The organism is Caulobacter sp. 602-1 (assembly GCF_003931565.1).
GTDB lineage: Bacteria > Pseudomonadota > Alphaproteobacteria > Caulobacterales > Caulobacteraceae > Caulobacter.
In genome coordinates this window covers 18,905-40,412 of sequence record NZ_RRYI01000011.1, presented here as the reverse complement: position 1 = coordinate 40,412, position 21,508 = coordinate 18,905, and the positions used below count along the sequence as shown (strand labels likewise).

General features: G+C 68.2%; 22 protein-coding genes. 12 read left to right on the top strand and 10 right to left on the bottom strand.

Annotation, left to right across the window (positions count from 1 at the left end):
* Positions 1-24 precede the first annotated feature (24 nt).
* Positions 25-744, top strand: a complete 720-nt coding sequence (gene phaH, locus EIK80_RS23380) for a phasin PhaH (RefSeq protein WP_125159415.1) — start codon at positions 25-27, stop codon at positions 742-744.
* Here the strand turns inward: phaH and meaB are convergent.
* Positions 741-1,721, bottom strand: a complete 981-nt coding sequence (gene meaB / locus EIK80_RS23375) for a methylmalonyl Co-A mutase-associated GTPase MeaB (protein ID WP_125159414.1) — start codon at positions 1,719-1,721, stop codon at positions 741-743. The two genes, phaH and meaB, sit on opposite strands and share 4 nt — an antisense overlap.
* A gap of 9 nt (positions 1,722-1,730) precedes the next feature.
* Positions 1,731-2,048 carry a YbjQ family protein gene (locus EIK80_RS23370; protein WP_125159413.1) on the bottom strand — a complete coding sequence of 106 codons (318 nt, stop codon included), beginning with the start codon at positions 2,046-2,048 and terminating at the stop codon, positions 1,731-1,733.
* Between the two features lie 182 nt (positions 2,049-2,230).
* Between EIK80_RS23370 and EIK80_RS23365 the strand changes: the two genes are divergently transcribed.
* Positions 2,231-2,695, top strand: coding sequence for a DUF4112 domain-containing protein (locus EIK80_RS23365; RefSeq protein WP_125159515.1), 465 nt, complete (start codon positions 2,231-2,233; stop codon positions 2,693-2,695).
* A 43-nt stretch (positions 2,696-2,738) separates the two neighbouring features.
* On the top strand, positions 2,739-3,200 hold the full coding sequence (locus EIK80_RS23360; protein WP_125159412.1) for a DUF4112 domain-containing protein: 462 nt from the start codon (positions 2,739-2,741) through the stop codon (positions 3,198-3,200).
* Here the strand turns inward: EIK80_RS23360 and EIK80_RS23355 are convergent.
* From EIK80_RS23355 to EIK80_RS23345, 3 genes are read right to left on the bottom strand one after another with little or no spacing between them, the layout of a single operon-like run.
* Positions 3,197-3,772 carry a Uma2 family endonuclease gene (locus EIK80_RS23355; protein ID WP_125159411.1) on the bottom strand — a complete coding sequence of 192 codons (576 nt, stop codon included), beginning with the start codon at positions 3,770-3,772 and terminating at the stop codon, positions 3,197-3,199. The two genes, EIK80_RS23360 and EIK80_RS23355, sit on opposite strands and share 4 nt — an antisense overlap.
* Before the next feature lie 44 nt (positions 3,773-3,816).
* Entirely contained in the window at positions 3,817-5,967 is a 2,151-nt protein-coding gene (scpA, locus tag EIK80_RS23350; RefSeq protein ID WP_125159410.1) for a methylmalonyl-CoA mutase, read from the bottom strand.
* 3 nt (positions 5,968-5,970) lie between these two features.
* A complete protein-coding gene (locus EIK80_RS23345) occupies positions 5,971-7,362 on the bottom strand; it encodes a methylmalonyl-CoA mutase subunit beta (RefSeq protein WP_125159514.1) in 1,392 nt (463 codons plus the stop codon).
* 256 nt (positions 7,363-7,618) lie between these two features.
* Here EIK80_RS23345 and EIK80_RS23340 point away from each other — a divergent pair, with 256 nt between their 5' ends.
* The 5 genes from EIK80_RS23340 (at position 7,619) to EIK80_RS23320 (ending at position 14,408) form a co-directional block, all read left to right on the top strand.
* Entirely contained in the window at positions 7,619-8,626 is a 1,008-nt protein-coding gene (locus EIK80_RS23340; RefSeq protein WP_125159409.1) for a nitronate monooxygenase family protein, read from the top strand.
* A 94-nt stretch (positions 8,627-8,720) separates the two neighbouring features.
* Entirely contained in the window at positions 8,721-9,473 is a 753-nt protein-coding gene (locus EIK80_RS23335; protein WP_125159408.1) for a DUF2793 domain-containing protein, read from the top strand.
* A 241-nt stretch (positions 9,474-9,714) separates the two neighbouring features.
* Entirely contained in the window at positions 9,715-10,290 is a 576-nt protein-coding gene (locus tag EIK80_RS23330; protein ID WP_125159407.1) for a TMEM165/GDT1 family protein, read from the top strand.
* Between the two features lie 45 nt (positions 10,291-10,335).
* Entirely contained in the window at positions 10,336-13,926 is a 3,591-nt protein-coding gene (locus EIK80_RS23325) for a hydantoinase B/oxoprolinase family protein (protein WP_125159406.1), read from the top strand.
* A complete protein-coding gene (locus EIK80_RS23320; RefSeq protein WP_125159405.1) occupies positions 13,911-14,408 on the top strand; it encodes a low molecular weight protein-tyrosine-phosphatase in 498 nt (165 codons plus the stop codon). Before EIK80_RS23325 ends, EIK80_RS23320 begins: the two co-directional genes overlap by 16 nt.
* Here the strand turns inward: EIK80_RS23320 and EIK80_RS23315 are convergent.
* The 4 genes from EIK80_RS23315 to EIK80_RS23300 all read right to left on the bottom strand — a co-directional run bounded on the left by EIK80_RS23315 (position 14,405) and on the right by EIK80_RS23300 (position 16,758).
* Positions 14,405-14,890: a hypothetical protein gene (locus EIK80_RS23315; protein ID WP_233586923.1), complete on the bottom strand. Its 486-nt coding sequence runs from the start codon at positions 14,888-14,890 to the stop codon at positions 14,405-14,407. The two genes, EIK80_RS23320 and EIK80_RS23315, sit on opposite strands and share 4 nt — an antisense overlap.
* Before the next feature lie 144 nt (positions 14,891-15,034).
* A complete protein-coding gene (locus EIK80_RS23310; RefSeq protein WP_125159403.1) occupies positions 15,035-15,673 on the bottom strand; it encodes a DUF1190 domain-containing protein in 639 nt (212 codons plus the stop codon).
* Between the two features lie 11 nt (positions 15,674-15,684).
* Positions 15,685-16,098, bottom strand: coding sequence for a DUF350 domain-containing protein (locus EIK80_RS23305; protein ID WP_125159402.1), 414 nt, complete (start codon positions 16,096-16,098; stop codon positions 15,685-15,687).
* Between the two features lie 12 nt (positions 16,099-16,110).
* Positions 16,111-16,758, bottom strand: coding sequence for a YjfK family protein (locus EIK80_RS23300; protein WP_125159401.1), 648 nt, complete (start codon positions 16,756-16,758; stop codon positions 16,111-16,113).
* 214 nt (positions 16,759-16,972) lie between these two features.
* Between EIK80_RS23300 and EIK80_RS23295 the strand changes: the two genes are divergently transcribed.
* Genes EIK80_RS23295 through EIK80_RS23285 form a run of 3 tightly spaced genes read left to right on the top strand, consistent with a single transcriptional unit; the run spans position 16,973 to position 19,590 of the window.
* Positions 16,973-17,644 carry a YjfI family protein gene (locus EIK80_RS23295; RefSeq protein WP_125159400.1) on the top strand — a complete coding sequence of 224 codons (672 nt, stop codon included), beginning with the start codon at positions 16,973-16,975 and terminating at the stop codon, positions 17,642-17,644.
* Positions 17,645-17,668: 24 nt separating this feature from the next.
* Positions 17,669-18,427 carry a PspA/IM30 family protein gene (locus EIK80_RS23290; protein WP_125159399.1) on the top strand — a complete coding sequence of 253 codons (759 nt, stop codon included), beginning with the start codon at positions 17,669-17,671 and terminating at the stop codon, positions 18,425-18,427.
* Positions 18,427-19,590: a glutathionylspermidine synthase family protein gene (locus EIK80_RS23285; RefSeq protein WP_125159398.1), complete on the top strand. Its 1,164-nt coding sequence runs from the start codon at positions 18,427-18,429 to the stop codon at positions 19,588-19,590. Before EIK80_RS23290 ends, EIK80_RS23285 begins: the two co-directional genes overlap by 1 nt.
* A gap of 62 nt (positions 19,591-19,652) precedes the next feature.
* On the opposite strand, the gene EIK80_RS23280 is transcribed toward EIK80_RS23285, so the two are convergent.
* Positions 19,653-20,390 (bottom strand): copper homeostasis protein CutC, encoded by a 738-nt coding sequence (locus tag EIK80_RS23280; protein ID WP_125159397.1) that lies wholly within the window; start codon positions 20,388-20,390, stop codon positions 19,653-19,655.
* Between the two features lie 55 nt (positions 20,391-20,445).
* Here EIK80_RS23280 and EIK80_RS23275 point away from each other — a divergent pair, with 55 nt between their 5' ends.
* Positions 20,446-21,474 carry a N(4)-(beta-N-acetylglucosaminyl)-L-asparaginase gene (locus EIK80_RS23275; RefSeq protein ID WP_125159396.1) on the top strand — a complete coding sequence of 343 codons (1,029 nt, stop codon included), beginning with the start codon at positions 20,446-20,448 and terminating at the stop codon, positions 21,472-21,474.
* Positions 21,475-21,508 lie beyond the last annotated feature (34 nt).

The following is a 21,508-nucleotide window of genomic DNA, read 5'->3' as shown; positions in this document are numbered from 1 at the left end:
ATTGCCAGCCTAGCGGAGCGCGCCATGGTTTCGATCTTCCCCTTCCTTCCCGACTACACGACCGACAAGGCAGCGCCCGAGACCGCGCCTCGCCTGATGGTCGGCGCGGCCTCGCCGCTCTGGCTGATGTTCGGCGGCGCTGCCGCGGCCGGCGCGACCTACTGGTGGTGGGCCAATCGCTGGCGCGAGGCGGTCAATCTCGAGTCGCTGATGGCCCTGGCCCCCGAGCCCGTCGCTCCGCCTCTGGAGGCCGAGCCTGAAGCGCCGACCGAGCCGGTGCTGGAAACTGTCGCCGAACCCATCGTCGAGGCGGTCGCCCTGGCCGCCGAGACCGCCGAAACCGTCCTCGACGCCACGCAGGAAATCATCGAGGCCGCCGCCGAGCCGATCGTCGAGGCCACGGTCGCCGCCAACGAGGACGCGGCCGGGGTGGTGTCCGAGGCCGTATCCGAGCCGGTCGCCGCGGCCGAACCGATCGTGGCCGAGGCCGTGGACGCCGTCGTCGAAGCCGTCGAGGCGGCGCCCGCCGCGGTGGCGGCCTCGCTCGACGACCTGACCAAGCTGGTCGGCGTGGGACCCAAGCTGGCGGCGTCGCTGGCCGACCTGGGGGTCACCAAGTTCAGCCAGATCGCGGCCTGGACCCCGGACGAACTGGCCTCTTACGACCAGTTGCTGAACCTGAAGGGACGCGCCGAACGTGAGGCCTGGATCGCCCAGGCCAAGCGCTTTTCGACGGACGCCTAAAGCCCGAAAGCGGCCAACAGCCGGTCCGCCGCAGCCGAGGCCGGAACCTCGCCGGCGCGCACGGCTGTCTCGAGGTCCGGGATCAGAGCCGCGACGGCCGGATCGGTCTTGAAGGCGTCCTCCAGTCGGTCGCGGACCATGGCCCACATCCAGCGGGTGTCCTGGTCGGCCCGGCGCGCGGCGCGCGCGCCGTTCGCTGTCATGATGTCGCGATGACGCTGGATCTGCCGCCAGAGTCCGTCCAGGCCCTGGCCCGTCAGGCCGGAGGCCGTCAGCACGGGCGGCGTCCAGTCCTGGTGGGCGGGCGTGAGGATATGCAGGGCGTTGCGATAGTCGCGCGCCGAGCGCTCGGCCTTCTGGGGATCGGCGTCGGCTTTGTTGATCAGCAGCAGGTCGGCCAGCTCGATCAGGCCCTTCTTGATGCCCTGCAGTTCGTCCCCGCCGCCGGGGATCAGCACGGCCATGAAGATGTCGACCATGTCGGCCACCGCCGTCTCGGATTGCCCGACGCCGACGGTCTCGACGATGACGATATCGAAGCCGGCCGCCTCGCACAGCAACATCGCCTCGCGGGTCTTGCGCGTCACGCCCCCCAGGGCGCCGCCGGACGGTGATGGGCGGATATAGGCGTTGGGCTGGACGCTGAGCCGCTCCATCCGGGTCTTGTCGCCCAGGATCGAGCCGCCATGGCGCCCGGACGACGGATCGACCGCCAGCACAGCCACCTTGTGGCCGGCCTCGACGAGGTCGCAGCCGAAGCGTTCGATGGTCGTCGACTTGCCGGCGCCCGGCACGCCCGTGATCCCGATCCTCTGGGCGCGGCCGGTCAGGGGCATCAGGCGCGAGAGCAGGGCGCGCGCGGCGGTCTGGTGGTCGGTCCGGCGGCTCTCGACCAGGGTGATGGCGCGCGCCAGGGCGGCGCGGTCGCCGGCGACCAGGCGCTGCTCCAGCTTATCGATGTCTAGGGCGGGATTCACCCGTTCCGCTTAGAGGACGACGGCCGTCCCGGAAACCGAAACCATCATCATCTGGGCGTTAGGGCCGACGGTGTTGTAGTCGAGATCCACCGCCAGGATGGCGTTGGCGCCGACCTTCTCGGCTTCCTTCACTAGGGCCTTCATGGCGTCCTCGCGAGCGCGAGCCAGCACGCGTTCGTACGACTTGGAATGGCCGCCGATGAAGTCGCGGATGGCCGCCATCAGGTCGAGCACGACGTTCGCGCCCAGGATCGACTGGGCGTAGATCGCGCCCTTGTACTCCTGAACAGGGCGCCCCTCGATGAACGGCGTGGTCGTGATCAGCATCCGGGAATCCTGGCGCGGCATTTGGTTAACTTAGGCGCAAACGCCGCCATTCGCGAGGGGCTCCCCCGAAAAGCGAGACTTTCCATAACGCCGTTCGCCCGGTGAGGGAATCTGGCGGGTCGGCCCTTCCTGCGCGGCCGTGCTTCGTGCAGATTGCCGGCGTTTACCGCGTCCGGAGCCCCCTGGTGATCTTCGCGAAATCGCATGTCGAGCTGCACAACATCCGCAACAATGTGGAGCGGGTGAAGAAGCTGTCCGACAACGTCGTGGGCGTCGGTCCGCTGGGTATCGGCCTGGACGGGCTGCTCACCTGGATCCCAGGTGCGGGTGAGCTGTACAGCCTGGGCGCCGGCAGCCTGATCGTGTTCGACGCCGTGCGCGCGCGCGCCGCGCCGATGATCGTCATACAGATCTGCGCCATCATCCTGATCGACACGGTGGCCGGAGCGGTCCCCGTGGCGGGCAAGGCGATTGACGTGCTGTTCACCGGCCACAAGTGGTCGGCCGACATGCTGACCAAACACATGGACGACACGATCTATTTCGAGGGCTCGCGCAAGGACGTGCAGGGCACCCAGGAGTATCGTGACCTGCTGGCCCGCATCCAGGCGGGCAAGGAAAGGCGCCGGGTCGTCTTCCTGGGCTAGGCGACCTTCACAACCAACTGACGAGCGGAGCGTTCAGGGAAGCATGACCGACGACATCTCCGTCTCGTCCGACTACGCGGACAGCCATGCGGGCCGCCGCGCCAAGGCCCATCGCGCCTGGCGATCGGCGGAGAGCATCAAGCGCATCTCCGATCGGCTGATCGGCATCGGCCCCATCGGCCTGGGGCTGGACGGGGTGCTGGCCTGGGTGCCGGGCGCGGGCCTGGTCTACGGCCTCGGCGCGGGCGGTCTCTTGATGTTCCACGCCGTACAAGGCGGCGCAGCGGCGGGAACCCTGCTGCGCATGGCCGCCTATCTGGCGATCGACAACGCCTCGGACACTGTGCCGGGCCTGGGCTGGGCGATCGACACCCTGTTCCCCGGCCACCTGATGGCCGCCAAGGCGCTCCAGAAAGACATCGAGTCCCGCCACGGCCTGCCGGAGGAGATCGCCTTCGAGCGCTCGCAGAAGCGGCGCGGGCTGTTCGGCCGCAAGAAGGGTTAGCGGATAGGCGGCAGGTCGGCGAGGCGCAGAGAGACGCTGGGCAGGGCCAGGGAGGTCACCGTATCCTCGGCGACATGGCGCGCGATATCACGATATAGGCCATCGACCGGATCGCGATGGATGGTGATCGTGTCGGTGTTCACGTCCACGACCCAATAGTCTCGCACGCCGTGTTCAGCATAGAGCTCGGCCTTGAACGCGAGGTCGCTTCGGATCGACGACTGAGCCACCTCGATGACGAGGCCGACATTCGTTCCATCCACGGCCCGTAGCGGAAGATCAGCGTCGTAGAGATAAAGGTCGGGATCCGGTGCATTGGTTGGCGAAAGCCGCAGCGTTGATTCCACCATCACCTGCACGGCCTCTCCGGCCGACAGAATGAAGCGCCTGGCGATCTGCATTTTCACGCGTGAATGCAGGTCACCTTCAGGCGCCATCTCGACCAGAGCTCCATCGATTAACTCGACGCGAGCGCTCTCATCGAGGATGCCGGCCTCCTGCATGCGCAGCACATCGTCCAGCGTGAAGCGGTGCTGTTGCGAGGTCTCCAACGCTCGGACGAGGGCGTTCATGAGAGCTAGCGTACCATGCGGGCGACTACCCGCACAGCACTTCGCTAAGCCGCTTCCTGCGTGTAGCCCAGTTGGCGGTTCAACTTGTCCAGCAGCTCGATCGCCGCCTCGGCGATGACGGTGCCGGGCGGGAAGATCGCCGCCGCCCCCGCGTCGCGGAGAGCCTGGAAGTCCTGAGGCGGGATGACGCCGCCCACGACCATCAGGATGTCGTCGCGGCCCTGCTTGGCCAGCTCCGCCTTCAGCTCCGGCGCCAGGGTCAGGTGGCCGGCGGCGAGGGAGCTGGCGCCCACGACGTGGACGTCGTTCTCCACCGCCTGGCGGGCGGCCTCGGCGGGAGTCTGGAAGAGGGGCCCGATGTCGACGTCGAAGCCGAGATCGGCGAACGCCGTGGCGATGACCTTCTGGCCCCGATCATGGCCGTCCTGGCCCATCTTGGCGATCAGGATGCGCGGGCGGCGACCATCGGCCTGCTCGAAGGCTTCGACCATGGCCTTGGCGCGGGCCGTCGTCGGATCGTTTCCGGCCTCCTTCATATAGACCCCCTGGATCGACTTGATCTCGGCGCGATGGCGGCCGAACACCTTCTCCATCGCCAGGCTGATCTCGCCGACCGTGGCCTTGGCGCGGGCCGCGTCGACGGCCAGCGCCAGCAGGTTGCCGGTCCCGCGCGCACCGTCCTCCAGCGCCTTCAGGGCCCGTTCGGTCTCGGCCGGATCGCGTTCGGCCTTCAGGCGGGCCAGCTTTTCCAGCTGCTGGGCGCGCACCGTGGCGTTGTCGACCTTCAACATCGGGATGTCGTCGGCGACGTCGGGCTTGTAGCGGTTGACGCCGACCACGCTCTGGCGATTGGCGTCGATACGGGCCTGGGTCTTGGCGGCGGCTTCCTCGATGCGCAGCTTGGGAATGCCCTGCTCGATGGCCTTGGCCATGCCGCCGGCCGCCTCGACCTCCTCGATGTGGGCCAGCGCCTTCTGAGCCAGCTCATACGTGAGACGTTCAACGTAGTAGCTGCCGCCCCACGGGTCGGCGACGCGGGTCGTGCCGCTTTCCATCTGCAAAAAGAGCTGGGTGTTGCGGGCGATGCGGGCCGAGAAGTCGGTCGGCAGGGCCAGGGCCTCGTCCAGGGCGTTGGTGTGCAGGCTCTGGGTCTGGCCGTTCACGGCGGCCATGGCCTCGACGCAGGTGCGCGAGACGTTGTTGAACACGTCCTGTGCGGCCAGCGACCAGCCGGAGGTCTGGCTGTGGGTGCGCAGGGAGAGCGAGCGGTCGTCCTTCGGCTCGAACTCGCGCTTCATCAGCCGGGCCCAGAGCAGGCGCGCGGCCCGCATCTTGGCGACCTCCATGAAGTAGTTCATGCCGATGGCCCAGAAGAACGACAGGCGCGGCGCGAAGGTGTCGATGCTCATGCCCGCGGCGACGCCGGCCCGGGCGTATTCGACGCCGTCGGCCAGGGTGTAGGCCAGCTCCAGGTCGGCCGTCGCGCCGGCCTCCTGCATGTGATAGCCGCTGATCGAGATCGAGTTGAACTTGGGCATGTTCGCCGAGGTAAAGGCGAAGATGTCCGAGATGATCCGCATCGAGGGCGCGGGCGGATAGATGTAGGTGTTCCGCACCATGAACTCTTTGAGGATGTCGTTCTGGATCGTCCCCGACAGCTTGTCGGGCGTGACGCCCTGCTCCTCGGCCGCCACGATGTAGAGCGCCAGGATCGGCAGCACCGCGCCGTTCATGGTCATCGACACGCTCATCTTGTCGAGCGGTATGCCCGAGAACAGAGTGCGCATGTCCAGGATCGAGTCGATGGCCACGCCGGCCATGCCGACATCGCCCTTCACCCGCTCGTGGTCGCTGTCATAGCCGCGGTGGGTGGCGAGGTCGAAAGCCACCGACAGGCCCATCTGACCCGCGGCCAAGTTGCGGCGGTAGAAGGCGTTGCTGTCCTCGGCGGTCGAGAAGCCCGCGTACTGACGAACGGTCCACGGGTTGGTCACGTACATGGTCGGGTAGGGGCCCCGCACATAGGGCGCGACGCCCGGATAGCCGCCCAGGAAGTCGAGGCCCGCTACGTCGTCGGCGTCGAACGCCGGGGCGACCGCGACGCCCTCGGGCGTGTTCCAGGCCGCGCCTTCCGGAGCGGGCGCCGAAGCGACCTCGGCGAAGTCGATCGTGGTGAAGTCCGGGAACTTGCTCATGGCTTACGCTCCCTCGAAGGCGGCGGCGAAGCGCACCGGCGTCAGGGCCGGGCAGTGGCTGTCTGGGCCCGGCAGGCGGACGTCGGGGCCGGCGACGGCGAAGGCGGCCGGATCGGGCGTCTCGACCTCCGGGACCTTGTCGTCGGCGTTGGGGAACACCGTGACGCCGAGGATCTTGCGGGACTTGTCGGCGAAGGCGGCTTCCTGCGCCGCACGGGTCCTGGCCACCGCGTCGGCGACGAGGCCGTTCTCCAGCGCCTTTATGATCCCGCCTGCGCCCTCGATGGTCTGGAAATAGTCCCAGGCGGCGCGGGCCAACTGGTCGGTCAGGCTGTCCAGGTACCACGCTCCCCCGGCCGGGTCGGCGACACGGCCCAGATTGCTCTCTTCCATCAGCACCAGTTGGGTGTTGCGGGCCTGGCGGCGGGCAAAGGCGGTGGGCAGGCCGATGGCGTCGGTGAAGGCGTCCAGCAGGATGGCGTCGGCCCCGCCGACGGCTCCCGCGAAACCGGCCGAGGTCAGGCGCAGCAGGTTGGTCCAGGCGTCGGCCTTGGCCAGCATCCGACGGGAGGAGCGGGCCTCGATCCTTGGCGTGACGCTGACGCCGCAGGCCTGGGTCAGTCGCGCCCACATCGCCTTGGCGGCGCGGACCTTGGCGACGCCGGTGAAATATTCCCCGTCGAGGCTGACGCCCAGCACGATCCGACCGAAGGCGTCCTCCAGGGTCAGACCCGAGCGCACCAGGGCCTTGGCGTAGGCCAGGGCGCTGGCGGTCATCACGGCCAGTTCCTCGGTGTTCGAGCCGCCAGCCTCATGCGCGGCGCGGCCGGTGGCCAGGAACAGGCTGGCCTTGGCGTAGGTTCCGGCCAGGCGCGAGGCGACCGTGGCGGCGTTGAAGACGTGGCTCTCGATCGGGCCGGGGCTGACGCCGGCGACCGCGAAGGCGGTCAGGGGATCCAGGTGAAAGGCCAGCGGCGCGTTGGGCGCGGCCTTGGCCAGAGCGCCCAGCCAGTCAGCCGCCTTCGGGCCCAGGAAGCCGGCGTCCAGGGCGACGGGGGCCAGGTCCAGCAGCACGCCCGACAGCGCCTTGGCCAGGTCGTCCGCCGAGCCGACGGCGACGCCGTCCACGCCTGTGGGATCGAGCCGCAGCAGCACCGAGGCCGCGCCGCCCTCGAGGTCGACCATGATGTCCTTGGCCGTGCGGAGCGGATTGGGATGGGCGGCGCGCATGCGCAGGTCCCAGGGGCGTTCGGGATCACGCGCGCGCAGGTCGCGGGCCACGGCGACGCCGTCCTGGGCGGTGTAGAGCGGCTGGATCGTCAGGCCATCGGGCGTCGTGACGGTCAGGGCGTCATCAAAGCTCTGACCTTTCAAGGTCTTTTCGACCAGGGCCATCCAGCGAGCGCGGGTCGCCGCGTCGCCTTGGGCGCCAAATTCCTCGGCCAGGGGCGTCGTCGCGACGGTCAAAGCGTCTGTCTCCTGCGGTGCAGCATTTTTTTGTCTTTTGGACGGTGATGCGCTCCTGCCGTTAGGGCCGTCAAGCCTTGCGCCAAGTCTTCTCTTCGCCTTGCATCGGAGCCAAACGCGCGTTTAATCTGATCGGTGATCACATATTCGGCGTCTCAAGCCGAACTCCAAAGGGGAGCCTTTCATGGCCTTGCCGCCTATCCTGCGTGACCGTCTGCGCCTGCCGGTCATCGCCTCGCCGCTGTTCATCATCAGCAATCCAGATCTGGTGATCGCCCAGTGCAAGGCCGGCATTGTCGGCTCGTTCCCGTCGCTGAACGCCCGCCCGATCTCGCAGCTGGACGAGTGGCTGCACCGCATCACCGAGGAGTTGGCCGCCCACGACAAGGCCCATCCTGAAGCGCCCAGCGCGCCGTTCGCGGTGAACCAGATCGTCCACAAGACCAACAACCGGCTCGAGGAGGACATCGAGCTGTGCGTGAAGCACAAGGTCCCGGTGGTCATCACCTCGCTGGGCGCGCGGGAGGATCTCAACGCGGCGATCCACTCGTACGGCGGCATCACCCTGCACGACGTCATTACCGATCGCTTCGCCCGCAAGGCCATCGAGAAGGGCGCCGACGGCCTGATCCCGGTCGCGGCGGGCGCTGGCGGCCACGCCGGCACCCTGTCGCCGTTCGCCCTGATCCAGGAGATCCGCCAGTGGTTCGACGGCCCGGTGGCGCTGTCGGGCTCCATCGCCTGCGGTCGCTCGATCCTGGCCGCCCAGGCCATGGGCGCGGACCTGGCCTATATCGGCTCGGCCTTCATCGCGACCGAAGAAGCCAACGCCATCGAGGGTTACAAGCAGGGCATCGTCGAGGGCCGCGCCGACGGCATCGTCTATTCGAACCTGTTCACCGGCGTGCACGGCAACTACCTGCGGGCGTCGATCGTCGCCGCGGGCCTGGACCCCGACAACCTGCCGGTCAGCGACCCGTCCAAGATGAGCTTCGGCTCGGGCGGCAATCAGGAGGCCAAGGCCTGGCGTGACATCTGGGGCTCGGGCCAGGGCATCGGCGCGATCGACAAGGTGCTGCCGGCCGCCGAACTCATCGCGCGCTTCGCCGAGGAGTACGAGCAGGCTAAGGCCGAACTGGCGGCCAAGACGGCGCTGACGTCCGGAAATCATTTGGCTTTCGCCGCCGAATAGGCGGGCGAGGCATGGGGACGGAGCTGTGTCCGTCCCCGGCCTTCGCGGCGGCGTGATGCTGGGAGCGACTTCAACCCGCTCTCGGAGCCGCCTCATGCCCGATCCTGTTTTCAGCGACGTCACGCCTCGCCTCGGTCTGCCCTATGTAGTCGCCGCCCAGGCGCAGAAACACATCCCCATCAACGAGAGCCTCGCCCGGCTCGATGGTCTGGTGCAACTGGCCGTCGAGAGCCGGTCGGTCTCGGCCCAGCCGGCCAGTCCAGTCGCCGGCGGCGTCTGGATCCTGCCGGCCAGCGCGACGGGCGCGGCCTGGGCGGGCCAGCCGTCCGGCGGCCTGATGCGCTTCGAGGCCGGGGGTTGGGAGCCGCTCGCGCAGGCCGAGGGCGTGCTGGCCTGGGTCAAGGACGAGAACCAGATGGTCGCCTTCGACGGCGCGACCTGGACTCCGCTGTCGGCGACGTTTCGCGCCACGACCGTCGCCCAGACGCCGGGTCTCGCCAGCACCCGCCTGGAGATCCTTGAGCAGGAAGTGACCCTGTCGGGCGCGTCGACCGCGACGGGCATCGCCATACCCAACCGCGCCATCGTGCTGGCCGTATCGACCCGCACCACGGTCGCGGTGACCGGGGCGGCCTCGTACAACTGCGGCGTCTCGGGCGATGCGAGCAAGTTCGGCGGCTCGCTGGGCGTGGCCAAGAATTCCAGCAACATCGGCGTGGTGGGGCCGACCGCCTACTACGCCGACACCCCGGTGCTGATCAGCGCCGTCGGCGGCAGCTTCGTCACGGGAAAGGTGCGGGTCGCCATCCACGTTCTGAGGTTCGACGCGCCCGCCGCGGTCGCCTGATACGTTGACCTGGCGCGTTGACGGCGGGGGGCGGAGCGGCTAAACGCGCCTCACCTTTGGGGAGTAGCCGCCCGCATCTATCAGCGGGCCCCGCCGTCAACACACTTGCTTCTTCGGGAGCATGGCGCGGGGAAGGGAAGCGACTTCAAGCTTCCTTGGCGAGACCAATGGCGCCGATTTTCATCCGGGCCGGGTGGACGTCGACGCTATTGGCATGCGCCCGGCCCGGAGGACTATTTCAGTGGAAGCCCTGCTCGTCTCGACCCTGGTCGTGGCCATCGCCGAAATCGGCGACAAGACCCAGCTCCTGGCCATCATCCTGGCCACGCGGTTCAAGAAACCCATTCCGATCATTCTTGGCATCCTGGTCGCCACCCTGGCCAACCACGCCCTGGCCGCGACTGCCGGCTACTGGGTGTCGGACTTCCTGAGCGGGGCCTGGTTCAAGTGGGCCATCGCTATTTCGTTCATCGCCATGGCCGCCTGGGCCCTGATCCCGGACAAGGCCGATGACGAGGAAGGTCAGAGCGCCGGTCGCTACGGCGTGTTCGTGACCACGGCCATCGCCTTCTTCCTGGTCGAGATGGGCGACAAGACCCAGATCGCCACCGTCGCCCTGGGCGCGAAGTTCCACTCGATCTTCTGGGTCGCCTCGGGCACCACCCTCGGCATGATGCTGGCCAATGTCCCGGCCGTCTATCTGGGTGAGGCGGCGACCAAGGTCGTGCCGCTGAAGTACGTGCGGATGGGCGCGGCGCTGATCTTCCTGCTGCTGGGCCTCTGGCAGGTGGCCGAGCTTACGGGACTGTTGAAGTAGGCGTCGCAGCGGCTATGAGGGGCGGAGCAAGGAGTTCCGCCCCTCATGACTCAAGATCCGCGCGGCTGGGAATTCTGGATCGACCGGGGCGGCACCTTCACCGACATCGTCGCGCGGCGGCCCGACGGCGCGTTGGTCACCCACAAGCTGCTGTCGGAAAATCCCGAGCACTATGCCGACGCCGCCGTCGCGGGCGTTCGGGCGCTGCTCCCCGAGGGGGCGGTCATCGATGCGGTGAAGATGGGCACCACCGTCGCCACCAACGCCCTGCTCGAGCGCAAGGGCGAGCCTTCGGTTCTGGCGATCACGACGGGTCACGCCGACGCCTTGCGGATCGGCTACCAGGCGCGGCCCAAGCTGTTCGAGCGCCACATCGTCAAGCCGGAAGCGCTCTACGACCGCGTCGTCGAGATTGACGAGCGGATGAGCGTCGAGGGGCAGACGCTGCGGCCACTGGACGAGGGCGCGGCGCGGGCGAGCCTGCAAGCAGCTTTCGACGAAGGCTTCCGCGCCATCGCCATCGTGCTGCTGCACGGCTTCCGCTTCACCGACCACGAGGCGCGGGTCGCCGCGATCGCGCGCGAGATCGGCTTCACCCAGGTGTCGGTCAGCCATGAGGTCAGCCCGCTGATGAAGCTGGTCGGGCGCGGCGACACGACGGTGGTCGACGCCTACCTGTCGCCGATCCTGCGCCGCTATGTCGACCAGGTGGCCGATGCGCTGGGCCATGACACCCGGCTGCTGTTCATGCAGTCGAATGGCGGGCTGACCGACGCTCGGGCCTTCCGAGGCAAGGACGCCATTCTGTCCGGCCCGGCGGGCGGCGTGGTCGGCATGGCGCGGACGGCGGGCGAGGCCAGCTTTGATCGTGTCATCGGCTTCGACATGGGCGGCACCTCGACCGATGTCTGCCACTATGCCGGCCAGTACGAGCGGGCCTTCGAGACCGTGGTGGCCGGCGTGCGGATGCGCGCCCCGATGATGAACATCCATACCGTGGCGGCCGGCGGGGGCTCGATCTGTTCGTTCGACGGCGCGCGGCTGCGCGTGGGCCCGGCCTCGGCCGGCGCGGTCCCGGGACCGGCGGCCTATCGTCGGGGCGGACCGCTGACCGTCACCGACTGCAACGTCATGCTGGGCAAGCTGCGGCCGGAGTTCTTCCCCAAGGTGTTCGGCCCCAACGCCGACCAGCCGCTGGACGCCGAGGCCGTCGCGCGCGGCTTCGAGGTCGTGAGCGCCCAGATCGAAGTGGCGACCGGCAAGGCGATGACCGCTCAGGAAGTCGCCGAGGGCTTCGTCACCATCGCCGTCGAGAACATGGCCAAGGCCGTGCGGCAGATCTCCATCCAGCGCGGCCACGACGTCACCCGCTATGTCCTGGCCTGTTTCGGCGGGGCGGGCGGGCAGCACGCCTGTCTGGTGGCCGACGCCCTGGGCATGACCAAGGTGATGATCCACCCGTTCGCGGGTGTCCTCTCGGCCTACGGCATGGGCTTGGCCGACCTGCGCCTGATCCGCGAGGAGACGGTGGAGCGGCCGTTGGATGCGACCGGCGATCTGCCTGACCGCGCCAAGGCGCTGGCGACTGAGGCCGAAGCCGCCCTGCGCGCGCAGGACGTGCCGATGGCCTCGGTCGAGACCGTCGCCAGCCTGCGGGTGAAATACGCCGGGACGGATACGCCTCTGGTCACGCCATTCGGCGACGCGGACTCCATTCGCGAAGACTTCGAAGCGCTGCATCAACGCCGCTTCGGTTTCACCTCGCCGACGACGCCTTTGGTGGTCGAAACGCTGTCGGTCGAGGCGATCGGTCATTCGGACGCTGGTTCAGCGCCGGATCTTGAGGCCGGCCCGTCCAAGGACGAACCCACGCCGCTGGCCACCGTCGAAACGCGGATGGCGGGCGCCAATCGTACGACGCCGGTCTTCGACCGCGAAGCCCTGGCCGTCGGCGCCGAGGTCCTGGGCCCCGCCATCATTCGCGAAGCCACCGGCACGACGGTCGTCGAGCCCGGCTGGCGCGCCACGGTCGACGCCCGCCTGAACCTGATCCTCGACCGCGTCGTCGCCCTGCCGGCCCGCAAGGCCATCGGGACCGAGGCCGACCCGGTCATGCTGGAGGTGTTCAACAATCTCTTCATGGCCGTGGCCGAGGAGATGGGTTTCGCCCTGCAGAACACGGCCTATTCGGTGAACATCAAGGAGCGGCTCGACTTCTCCTGCGCCCTGTTCGACCGTGACGGAAACCTGATCGCCAACGCTCCGCACATGCCGGTGCACCTGGGTTCGATGGGCGATAGCGTGCGGGCGATCCGTGACGCGCGCGAGGGCGACGGCCGGGGCCCGCGGCCCGGCGACGTCTACATGCTGAACGCCCCCTACAAGGGCGGCACCCACCTGCCGGATGTGACGGTGGTCATGCCGGTGTTCGACAAAAGCCAAGCCCTGCTGTTCTACGTCGCCGCGCGCGGGCACCAGGGCGATATCGGCGGCATCACGCCGGGCTCGATGCCGCCGACCAGCAGGACGGTCGAGGAAGAGGGCGTCCTGATCGAGAACTTCCTGCTGGCCGAGGGCGGGCGGTTCCTGGAGGCGGAGACGCGGGCTTTGCTCGCCTCGGGCAAGTGGCCGGCGCGCAATCCCGACCAGAACATCGGCGACCTCAAGGCCCAGATCGCCGCCTGCGCCCGCGGCGCCGAGGCGCTGACCTCCATGGTCGCCGAGTTCGGCCAGGAGGTCGTCGAGGCCTATATGGCCCATGTCCAGGACAATGCCGAGGAAGCCGTCCGCCGCGTGCTGGCGACCCTGAAGGGCGGGGCGTTCGCCTATGAACTGGACGACGGTTCGGTTGTGAAGGTGACCGTCACGGTCGACCAGCGGACTCGCGCCGCCCGCGTCGACTTCACCGGCACCAGCGACCAGGTCCCGACCAACTTCAACGCCCCGGCCTCGATCTGTCGCGCGGCGGCGCTCTACGTCTTCCGCACCTTGGTCGACGACGAGATCCCGATGAACGACGGCTGCTTGCGGCCGGTCGAGTTGGTCATTCCCGAGGGCTCGATGCTGCGGCCGCGCCATCCGGCGGCAGTGGTGGCCGGCAATGTCGAGACGAGCCAAGTGGTGGTCGACGCCCTCTATGGCGCCTTGGGCGTGATGGCTGGGGCGCAGGGAACGATGAACAACTTTACCTTCGGCGACGAGCGGCGACAGTACTACGAGACCATCTGCGGCGGCTCGGGCGCGGGGCCGGACTTCGCCGGGACCGACGCGGTCCAGACCCACATGACCAACAGCCGCCTGACCGATCCCGAGGTGCTGGAGACCCGCTATCCGGTGCTGGTCGAGGCGTTCTCGATCCGGCGCGGGTCTGGCGGGCAGGGCGCCCATCGCGGCGGCGACGGCGTGGTGCGCAGGATCGGCTTCCGCGAGCCGATGACCGCGACCTTGCTGTCCAACCGCCGCCGCGTGCCGCCGTTCGGCCTTCAGGGCGGCGGCCCGGGCGCGGTCGGCAAGGCGTGGGTCGAGCGCGCCGACGGAACGATCCGGCCGATGGCGGCCACCGATCTCGTGGAGGTCGGCGCGGGGGACGCCATCGTCATCGAGACGCCGGGCGGCGGTGGTTGGGGAGACGTCTGATGGCCAAGGCTTCCGTGCTGTTCGTCTGCATGGGCAACATCTGTCGCTCGCCCCTGGCCGAGGGCGCTTTCCGGGTCGAAGCCGAGCGCCTGGGCCTGGAGGTCACGGTCGACAGCGCCGGGACGGGCGACTGGCACAAGGGCGATCCGCCGGATCCGCGGGCGATCGCGGTGGCGCGGCGCAACGGCGTCGACATCGGCGGCCTGAAGGCGCGCCAGGTGAAGCCCGACGACTTCCGCACCTTCACCCACATCTACGCCCTGGATCACGACAACCTGCGCGGCCTGATGCGAGTCGCGCCGCCCGACTCGACCGCGGAGGTCGGGCTGTTGCTCGATCTGGTGGAGGGCCATCGCGGCCGGGCCGTCGCCGATCCCTACTACGGCGACGACGCCGGGTTCGACGTGACTTGGAGCGACGTCGTGCTGGCGGCCCAAGCCCTGGCGCGGCGGCTGGCGCACGAGGGCTGGTCTCGAAGCTAGTGCAGCGTCGGTCGGTGCGCGTGCGAAACCGCCACCGCTGGCTCGTCGAACCGCATCGGCAGGGCCATGCCGTCATTGGCCAGCGCCGTATTCAGGAACCGCGCCATCACCGTCACGCTCTCGGGCGTGATCACCAGGCCCTCGATCAGTCGACCGGCGATCTCTGGCGAGGCGGGGCAGACCCCGCAGGCGGTGATCAGGCGTTGCTCGTCGTCGGCGTAGCCCTTGCAGCAGGGCGCGGAGACGCAGAGCGGCCGGCGGACCTGGCCCTCTATGGCGCTCATCATGAGGATGAAGGCGGCGGCCACGCGGGGCGAGACCAAGGCGCCGGCCTTCTTCGACAGGCGTTGACCGGGCTCCTCGCCCAGCACGCGGGCGGTGACCCATTGGCGCAGCATCCAGAGCAGGATCCGCTCGCCTTCGGCAAGGCCGACCGGGCCGCAGTGATTCAGGTGGGTCTCTGAGAAAGGGTCGGGCCGCACGCCGGAAATCTCCTCGCCGGGCAGGGGGCCGACACCCGCCATGGCGAACCGATCTCGGTGAGCGGCCCGACGCGTTCTTGCGAACACATCGCAACTAGACGGGAAGTGTAGTTGCGAGTCAATCGCAAAAATATATCGGCCGACCTAGCCGCCGAAGCCGCCCTTATAGCTGCCGCTGTGGGCGTAGCTGCGACCGCCGCCGAAGCCGCCGCGCGAGACCACGGAGGTGCGAGTCTGGACCTTGGGCGGCGCATTGCGGATCGCGTCCGGCGGGTCGATGCTCTCGCGACTGATGACCGTGCGGCCGGTGCTGTAGTCACGGCCCAGGCGTCCGCCCCAGGTCGAGTAGTAACCGCCGCCATAGCGGTCGTCCTGGCGATAGAGGCCGGTGCCGCGATAGCCGCCGCCGTCCAGCATCCGGCCGATCACGAAGCCGGCCAGCAGGGGCGTGAAGAAGTTGCCGCCGTTGTTGTAGCTGCGCGGCACGCAGTTGCCGGCGCCATAGACCTCCTCGCACGAGGCGCGGGCCTCGAAGCGCGGGGCGTCCTTGGCGTCGTCCTTCTGGGCGGCGGCGTAGGAGGTGTCGCACTGGGCGTCGGAGACCTCGTTGGCCGCCTTGCACTCTTCCAGGGTCTTGTAGCTGAAGGCCTCGACCTGCTCGCCCTTGTTGGGATCCCAGCTGGCCTGGCCCGCGGGTTCGTCGCACCCGGACAGGGTCAGGGCTGTGGCGCCGGCCAGCATGGTGGTCAGCTTCAGCGAGCTCGAGCGTTTGCGCGGGGTCATCGCTCAGGTCCTCAGGAGGTCATGCAGGCGGCGTTGAGCAGGCCGACCACGATGGAGATGCCGGCCAGGTAGACGCCGATCGCGATCTCGTTGTTTTCAACGCGGACCTGGACGTCGCGCAGGGCGACCAGACGCACGATGCTGAAGGCGGAGATTTGAACGACGCCGGCCACCGTGGCCCAGGCGGCGAACTCCGGCAGGCTGACCGTGTGGCTGAGCGCCGAGGCCAGGGGCAGGGCGTAGCCGACCAGCGCACCTGCCAGGGCGATGGCGGCCGTCACGTTGCCGGCCCGGATCAACGCTTTCTCGTTGTAGGGCGTGATCCACTGGTAGATGTACTTGAAGGCGATGGTGAACAGGCCCGCCACGACGAAGGCGAGCAGAAACGCCGTCGCGCCGTCCTGGAATCCGGTGAAGTCGAACATCGCGTTGGCCCCTCAGGCTCGGAACTCGCCCACCGACAGCGGCAGGCCGATCATCGTCTCGTGGCTCACGTCCTTGCTGTCCTCGGGCTCCAGCGTGAGCGCCAGCAGGAGTTCGCGCCCGTCGCCGCCGGCGAGGTCGCGGTTGAACAGCATGGTGGTCTGGAACAGCCGTCGGTCGGGCCGTGAGGCGTCGCGGTCGTAATAGACGTCCTCCCAGAGGGTCACGGGATCCTGCTCGGCGGCCTCGTCGCCGAACCACAGGCGGGTGTAGGCGGGCAGGCTCTCGGGCTGGAACGTGCGGGCGCGCAGGCGCTGGGTCCAGAGGTCGCGGTCGGCGCGGTCGGCGGGATACTCGCTGGCCCATGGGACGAAGACAGTGAAGTCGTTGGCCTTCTGACCCTCGCGGTCGTCCGAGACGACCTGGAAAAGGATCTCGTCATCCGTATAGAAGCGGTGCACGAACGCGCCATCGTTCAGCTGGATCAGGCCCTGGGCGGTGATCTCCAGCGTGTCGCGGTCGAGGGCGAACTTGGTCTCGGCTCCGAACCGGCGCCAGGCCAGCGGATCCAGCACCACGGTCCGGCCGATCGTGACATTGCGGATCACGGGCAGGGCGGGCTTGGCCTCGCCGCCTTTGTTGCCGAAAAGCTTTCCGAACATCGCGGTGCGCGTGCCCTCAAAAACCTGCTCGGGCCGCTTATCTGACAAGCGACGCCGAATTGCCCGACGGCGCGCTTGCCCCGGCCCTGTTCAAGGAACAAGGTCGGGCCCAGGCGCACTGAGCGTGGCGAGCCGCGCTCGGGGGTGAACTAATGCGCAGCATGACGCTGAACGACGCCTTGTCAAGCGTACATGTTATGCGTACATGTAACGCATGCCTGCCAAACCGACCCGAAGCGCCCAGGCCGCTGAAAGAACCCGAGCGTGGCGCGAAGCCCGTCGGAACGCTGGCTTCGTGAAGATCGAAGTCTGGGCGCCGGCGGCGTGCAAGCCCGACATCCTTTCGGCCGTCCAAGCCATCGTCGTCGAGTCGGTCCGCGGGCCGACCCTGGCAACCAACCCCCATCCTCCCAAGGGCGTCAGACACATGGACTCCGTTATCGACACCGCCTGGACGATCCACAACTTGCGCGACGCGCTGGTGGAAAGCGCCCTCGTGCGCGAGGGCGAGTTGACCGCCACCGTCGTCGAGGGCGTCGAGCCCGTGCTTCAGGTCACGATGCACGAGTTCGGCGATCTGCCGATCTATGTCAGCGGCGGCGAGCTGCAACTGGTCGTATCGACCCTGTTGTGGCCCTGCGACGAGCAGAACGACCGCGCCGCCTTCAACGAGTTCCTGCTCAAGGCCCAGAAGATCGTGCCGCTGTCGAATTTCGGCATCACCAGCGTCGACGGTCGTGACTATTACGAGCTGATGGGCGAGATCTCGTCCAAGACCACCCTGCAGACGCTGATCATCGAGCTGCGCACCCTGGCCGACAACGCCATCGCCGCCGCCAGCGACCTGCGCGACACCTTCGAAAAAAGCCGCGCGACGGCCGCCTAAGAATTCGGACCTGGAGACTTACTGATGTCGATCTGGAGCAAGCTCTCGGCCCTGTTCCGTGGGACCGCGCATGACGGCGCGCAGACCATCGTGGACGCCAACGCCCTGAGGATCCTGGACCAGGAAATCCGCGACGCCGACAACGCCCAGGGCAAGGCCCGGGACGAGCTGGCCAAGCTGGTCGCTCGCCGCCGTTCGCTGGAGACCGAGGTCGCCCAGCTGACCGACCAGTCGCGCAAGTATGAGTCCTCGGCCCGCGCGGCGATGAACAAGGGCGACCAGGCCCTGGCCCTGGAAGTCGCCCAGCGCATCGCCGACCTCGAGAAGGACGCGGGCCAGAAGGCCACGCAGATGACCGAGCTGCGCACGGCCGAGGAAAAGCTGCGCACGATCATCGCCCAGACCGACACCAAGGTCGAAGCCCTGCGCCGCGAAATCGAGATCGTGAAGGTCAACGAGAGCGTCCAGAGGGCTCAGGCCGCCGTGATCTCGCGTTCGGGCTCGGCCAGCGGCGTCGTCGGCTCGGCGGCCGACAGTCTCAAGCGCATCAAGGAGCGCCAGTCGGTCCGCGAGGAGCAGTTCCGCCTGCACAGCGAGTCGGAAGATCGCAAGACCGGCGCGGATCTGGACGCCAAGCTGGCGGCCGCCGGCATCCTGCCGGGCGGCGGCGGCGCCGAGGACGTGCTGGCCCGCCTGATGGCCCCGAAGGACGAGGCGCTGCCAGCCCCGATGCTGGCCATCGAGGACAAGGTGAAGGTCAATAAGGGCGGTTCGGACGCCTGATGCGCCGTCTCACCCTGACGCCTCGGCCCGACTGGAAGTCCAAGGCCGAGGCGGTCGGCTTCACTTGGCATCACGCCGACGGTCGTCGCTATTGGGACGAACGGGCCGCCTACGCCTTCACGCTGGAGGAGGTCGAGGGCCATCTGGAGCCCGCGACCGAGGCGCTGCACAAGCTGTGTCTGGATCTGGTCGACGACGCGGTGAAGAGCGACGCCCTGATGGCGCGACTGCAGATCCCGGAAGCCTCGCGCGATTTGGTCGCCGCCTCGTGGAAGGCGCGCGACCCGTCGCTCTACGGACGCTTCGACTTCTTCTACGACGGGGCCGAGCCGCCCAAACTCTACGAGTACAACGCCGACACCCCGACCAGCATCTATGAGGCCGGCGTGTTCCAGTGGTTGTGGCTTGAGGATCTGATCCAGCAGGGTCTGCTCCCGGAGAGCACGGACCAGTTCAACAGCCTGCACGACCAGTTGGCCGACCGCTTCAAGGCGATCTTCCCGAACGGCGGCTTCGTCCACTTCGCCAGCGATCCCGACTTCGTTGAGGACCGCCAGACCGTTCGGTTCCTGGAGGACATGGCCAGGCTGGCGGGCCTGGAGCCGAAGTTCGTGCCGATGACGCAGATCGGCCTCGACGCCGACGGCCGCTTCGTCGACCAGGACAACTACATCGTCGGCGCGATGTTCAAGCTGTACCCCTGGGAAGACATGCTGCGCGAGCCTTACGCGGCCAATATCGCGGCCTCCAAGACCTTGTTCCTGGAGCCGCCGTGGAAGGCGGTGCTGTCGAACAAGGCGCTGCTGCCTCTGCTATGGGAGCGCCATCCGGGCCACCCGAACCTGCTCGAGACCTATTTCGACGATGATTCCAGGGTCGAGCGGTTAGGAAGCAGCTACGCCCGCAAGCCGCTGTTCAGCCGCGAGGGCGCCAATGTCGAGCTCTGGAAGGACGGCCGCAAGGGCCGGGTGCTGGACCAGGGTTATGGCGAGGAAGGCTGGATCCGCCAGGAACTTAAAGCCCCGCCCAAGTTCGGCGTGAACTATCCGGTGGTGGGCTCCTGGGTGATCGGCGACCAGCCCGCCGGCATCGGCGTGCGCGAGGACCGCGGCCGGGTGACGCGGGACCGCTCGCGGTTCATCCCTCATATCATCGAAGGCTAGGGGCCGAACCTCGACCGCGACAAGCTCAGGGGCAGGACAAGGCGTGGTGCTCGCCATCTGTTTCAGAGATCGCGGAGGATCCGCGCCGCTTCCGCGACGGCTGCCTCATCTGTGTCCCGCAGCTCCGGCGGCACGAAGCCCATCTCGCTGAGCCTTGATCCCGGAGCCGCTCCCGGAATCTGACCTCCAAACGAGCCGTGCACCTCGCGCACGCCGGTCCGCCGCACCAGTTCGGCCACGTTCGATGGTCGCACGCCCGCGCCGGCCAGGATGCCGATGCGTCCGTCGGCCTGTCGCACCAGTTCGGCGATCCGTTCCGCGCCCGCCTGCGCTGTCAGGGCGCCGCCAGAGGTCAGCACCCGCTCGAAGCCGAGGGCGATCGCGGCTTCCAAGGCCACGGACTGTTCGGGAACGAGGTCGAACGCGCGATGCAGGCTCAGGCCCAGCCCCTGACTGTGCTCGACCAGCATTTCCAACGCGTCCAGGTCCAGCTGGCCATCGGGCAGGTTGGCCCCGATGACGACGCCCGCGAGGCCGTATTCTCGCACCGCGTCGATATCCCGCCGCATGTGATCCAGATCGCCGGCGTCGTAGCAGAAGTCGCCATTCCGTGGGCGGATCATCGGATAGATCGGGATCGGCGCTTTCGCCGCTTGAGCCATCAGGCCGGGCGCCGGGGTCAGGCCCTGTAGCGCCAGCGCCGCGCAAAGTTCGATCCGATCCGCGCCGCCGGCGATCGCCGCCGCCAGTCCGGCGGGCGTGTCGACACAGACTTCCAGAAGAATGCGGTCGGCGGTCATGGTCCTGCTCCAGGTCGTGCTAGGGATTCGCGCGATCTTGTTGGAGCACACGAGCATGATGAATCGTAGAGGCCTGATCGGCGCCTCCCTGGTCGGATCGGCGATGCTGGGCGCCAAGGCGTCCGCCGCGGAGGGCGGCGTCAAGCTGGACGGGCCGTGCGTCATCTCCACGTGGGACTTCGGCGTGGCCGCCAACCAGGCCGCCTGGGCGGTGCTGTCCAAGGGCGGTCGGGCGCTGGACGCCGTCGAGGCCGGCGCGCGCGTGCCCGAGCAGGACCTGAAGAACCACAGCGTCGGTCGCGCTGGCTATCCCGACCGCGACGGCCATGTCTCGCTGGACGCCTGCATCATGGACGAGCTGGGCAACTGCGGCGCGGTCGCGGCCCTGGAGCACATCGCCCACCCGATCTCGGTCGCGCGAAAGGTCATGGAGAAGACCCCGCACGTGATGCTGGTCGGGGCCGGCGCCCTGCAGTTCGCGCTGGAGCAAGGCTTCCCGCGCGAGGAACTGCTGACCCCGGAATCCAGGATCGCCTGGGAGGCCTGGAAGAAGGACGCCAAGTACGAACCCAAGGCCAATAGCGAGGTCGGCGACTACGGCAAGACCTCCGGCCAGCTGGGCACGCCGGGCGGGGCCAACAACCACGACACCATCGGCATGCTGGCCATCGACGCCAAGGGAAACATCGCCGGCGCCTGCACCACCAGCGGCATGGCCTGGAAGATGCGCGGCCGGGTGGGGGACAGCCCGATCATCGGCGCGGGCCTCTATGTCGACAACGAGGTCGGCGGCGCCACCTCGACCGGGGTTGGCGAGGAAGTGATCCGCAATGTCGGCAGCTTCCTGGTCGTGGAGCTGATGCGCCAGGGCCGCTCCCCAGAGGCCGCCTGCCGCGAGGCCGTCGAGCGCATCCTGAAGAAAAAGCCGAACGCCAAGGAATTCCAGGTTGGCTTCCTGGCCGTCAACAAGCAGGGCGAGGTCGGAGCCTGGGCGATCCAGAGCGGCTTCAGCTACGCCCTGTGCGACGGCAAGAAGCAGGACCTGCTGCTGCCCGGCAAAGCCACGTACCAACTCACCTCCTAAAGAGGGTAGGCGGCGGCAGAACGTGGTTATAGCG

Excerpts from the sequence above, each read along its gene's own strand:
- EIK80_RS23280 (WP_125159397.1), bottom strand. The coding sequence starts at position 20,390 with ATGACCGCCGACCGCATTCTTCTGGAAGTCTGTGTCGACACGCCCGCC.
- EIK80_RS23345 (WP_125159514.1), bottom strand. The coding sequence starts at position 7,362 with ATGGCCCTGGTCGAAAAGACCTTGAAAGGTCAGAGCTTTGATGACGCC.
- EIK80_RS23325 (WP_125159406.1), top strand. The coding sequence starts at position 10,336 with ATGACTCAAGATCCGCGCGGCTGGGAATTCTGGATCGACCGGGGCGGC.
- EIK80_RS23275 (WP_125159396.1), top strand. The coding sequence starts at position 20,446 with ATGATGAATCGTAGAGGCCTGATCGGCGCCTCCCTGGTCGGATCGGCG.
- EIK80_RS23340 (WP_125159409.1), top strand. The coding sequence starts at position 7,619 with ATGGCCTTGCCGCCTATCCTGCGTGACCGTCTGCGCCTGCCGGTCATC.
- EIK80_RS23370 (WP_125159413.1), bottom strand. The coding sequence starts at position 2,048 with ATGCTGATCACGACCACGCCGTTCATCGAGGGGCGCCCTGTTCAGGAG.
- phaH (WP_125159415.1), top strand. The coding sequence starts at position 25 with ATGGTTTCGATCTTCCCCTTCCTTCCCGACTACACGACCGACAAGGCA.
- scpA (WP_125159410.1), bottom strand. The coding sequence starts at position 5,967 with ATGAGCAAGTTCCCGGACTTCACCACGATCGACTTCGCCGAGGTCGCT.
- EIK80_RS23295 (WP_125159400.1), top strand. The coding sequence starts at position 16,973 with ATGCCTGCCAAACCGACCCGAAGCGCCCAGGCCGCTGAAAGAACCCGA.
- EIK80_RS23355 (WP_125159411.1), bottom strand. The coding sequence starts at position 3,772 with ATGAACGCCCTCGTCCGAGCGTTGGAGACCTCGCAACAGCACCGCTTC.
- EIK80_RS23290 (WP_125159399.1), top strand. The coding sequence starts at position 17,669 with ATGTCGATCTGGAGCAAGCTCTCGGCCCTGTTCCGTGGGACCGCGCAT.
- EIK80_RS23285 (WP_125159398.1), top strand. The coding sequence starts at position 18,427 with ATGCGCCGTCTCACCCTGACGCCTCGGCCCGACTGGAAGTCCAAGGCC.
- EIK80_RS23305 (WP_125159402.1), bottom strand. The coding sequence starts at position 16,098 with ATGTTCGACTTCACCGGATTCCAGGACGGCGCGACGGCGTTTCTGCTC.
- EIK80_RS23300 (WP_125159401.1), bottom strand. The coding sequence starts at position 16,758 with ATGTTCGGAAAGCTTTTCGGCAACAAAGGCGGCGAGGCCAAGCCCGCC.
- EIK80_RS23310 (WP_125159403.1), bottom strand. The coding sequence starts at position 15,673 with ATGACCCCGCGCAAACGCTCGAGCTCGCTGAAGCTGACCACCATGCTG.
- EIK80_RS23360 (WP_125159412.1), top strand. The coding sequence starts at position 2,739 with ATGACCGACGACATCTCCGTCTCGTCCGACTACGCGGACAGCCATGCG.
- EIK80_RS23335 (WP_125159408.1), top strand. The coding sequence starts at position 8,721 with ATGCCCGATCCTGTTTTCAGCGACGTCACGCCTCGCCTCGGTCTGCCC.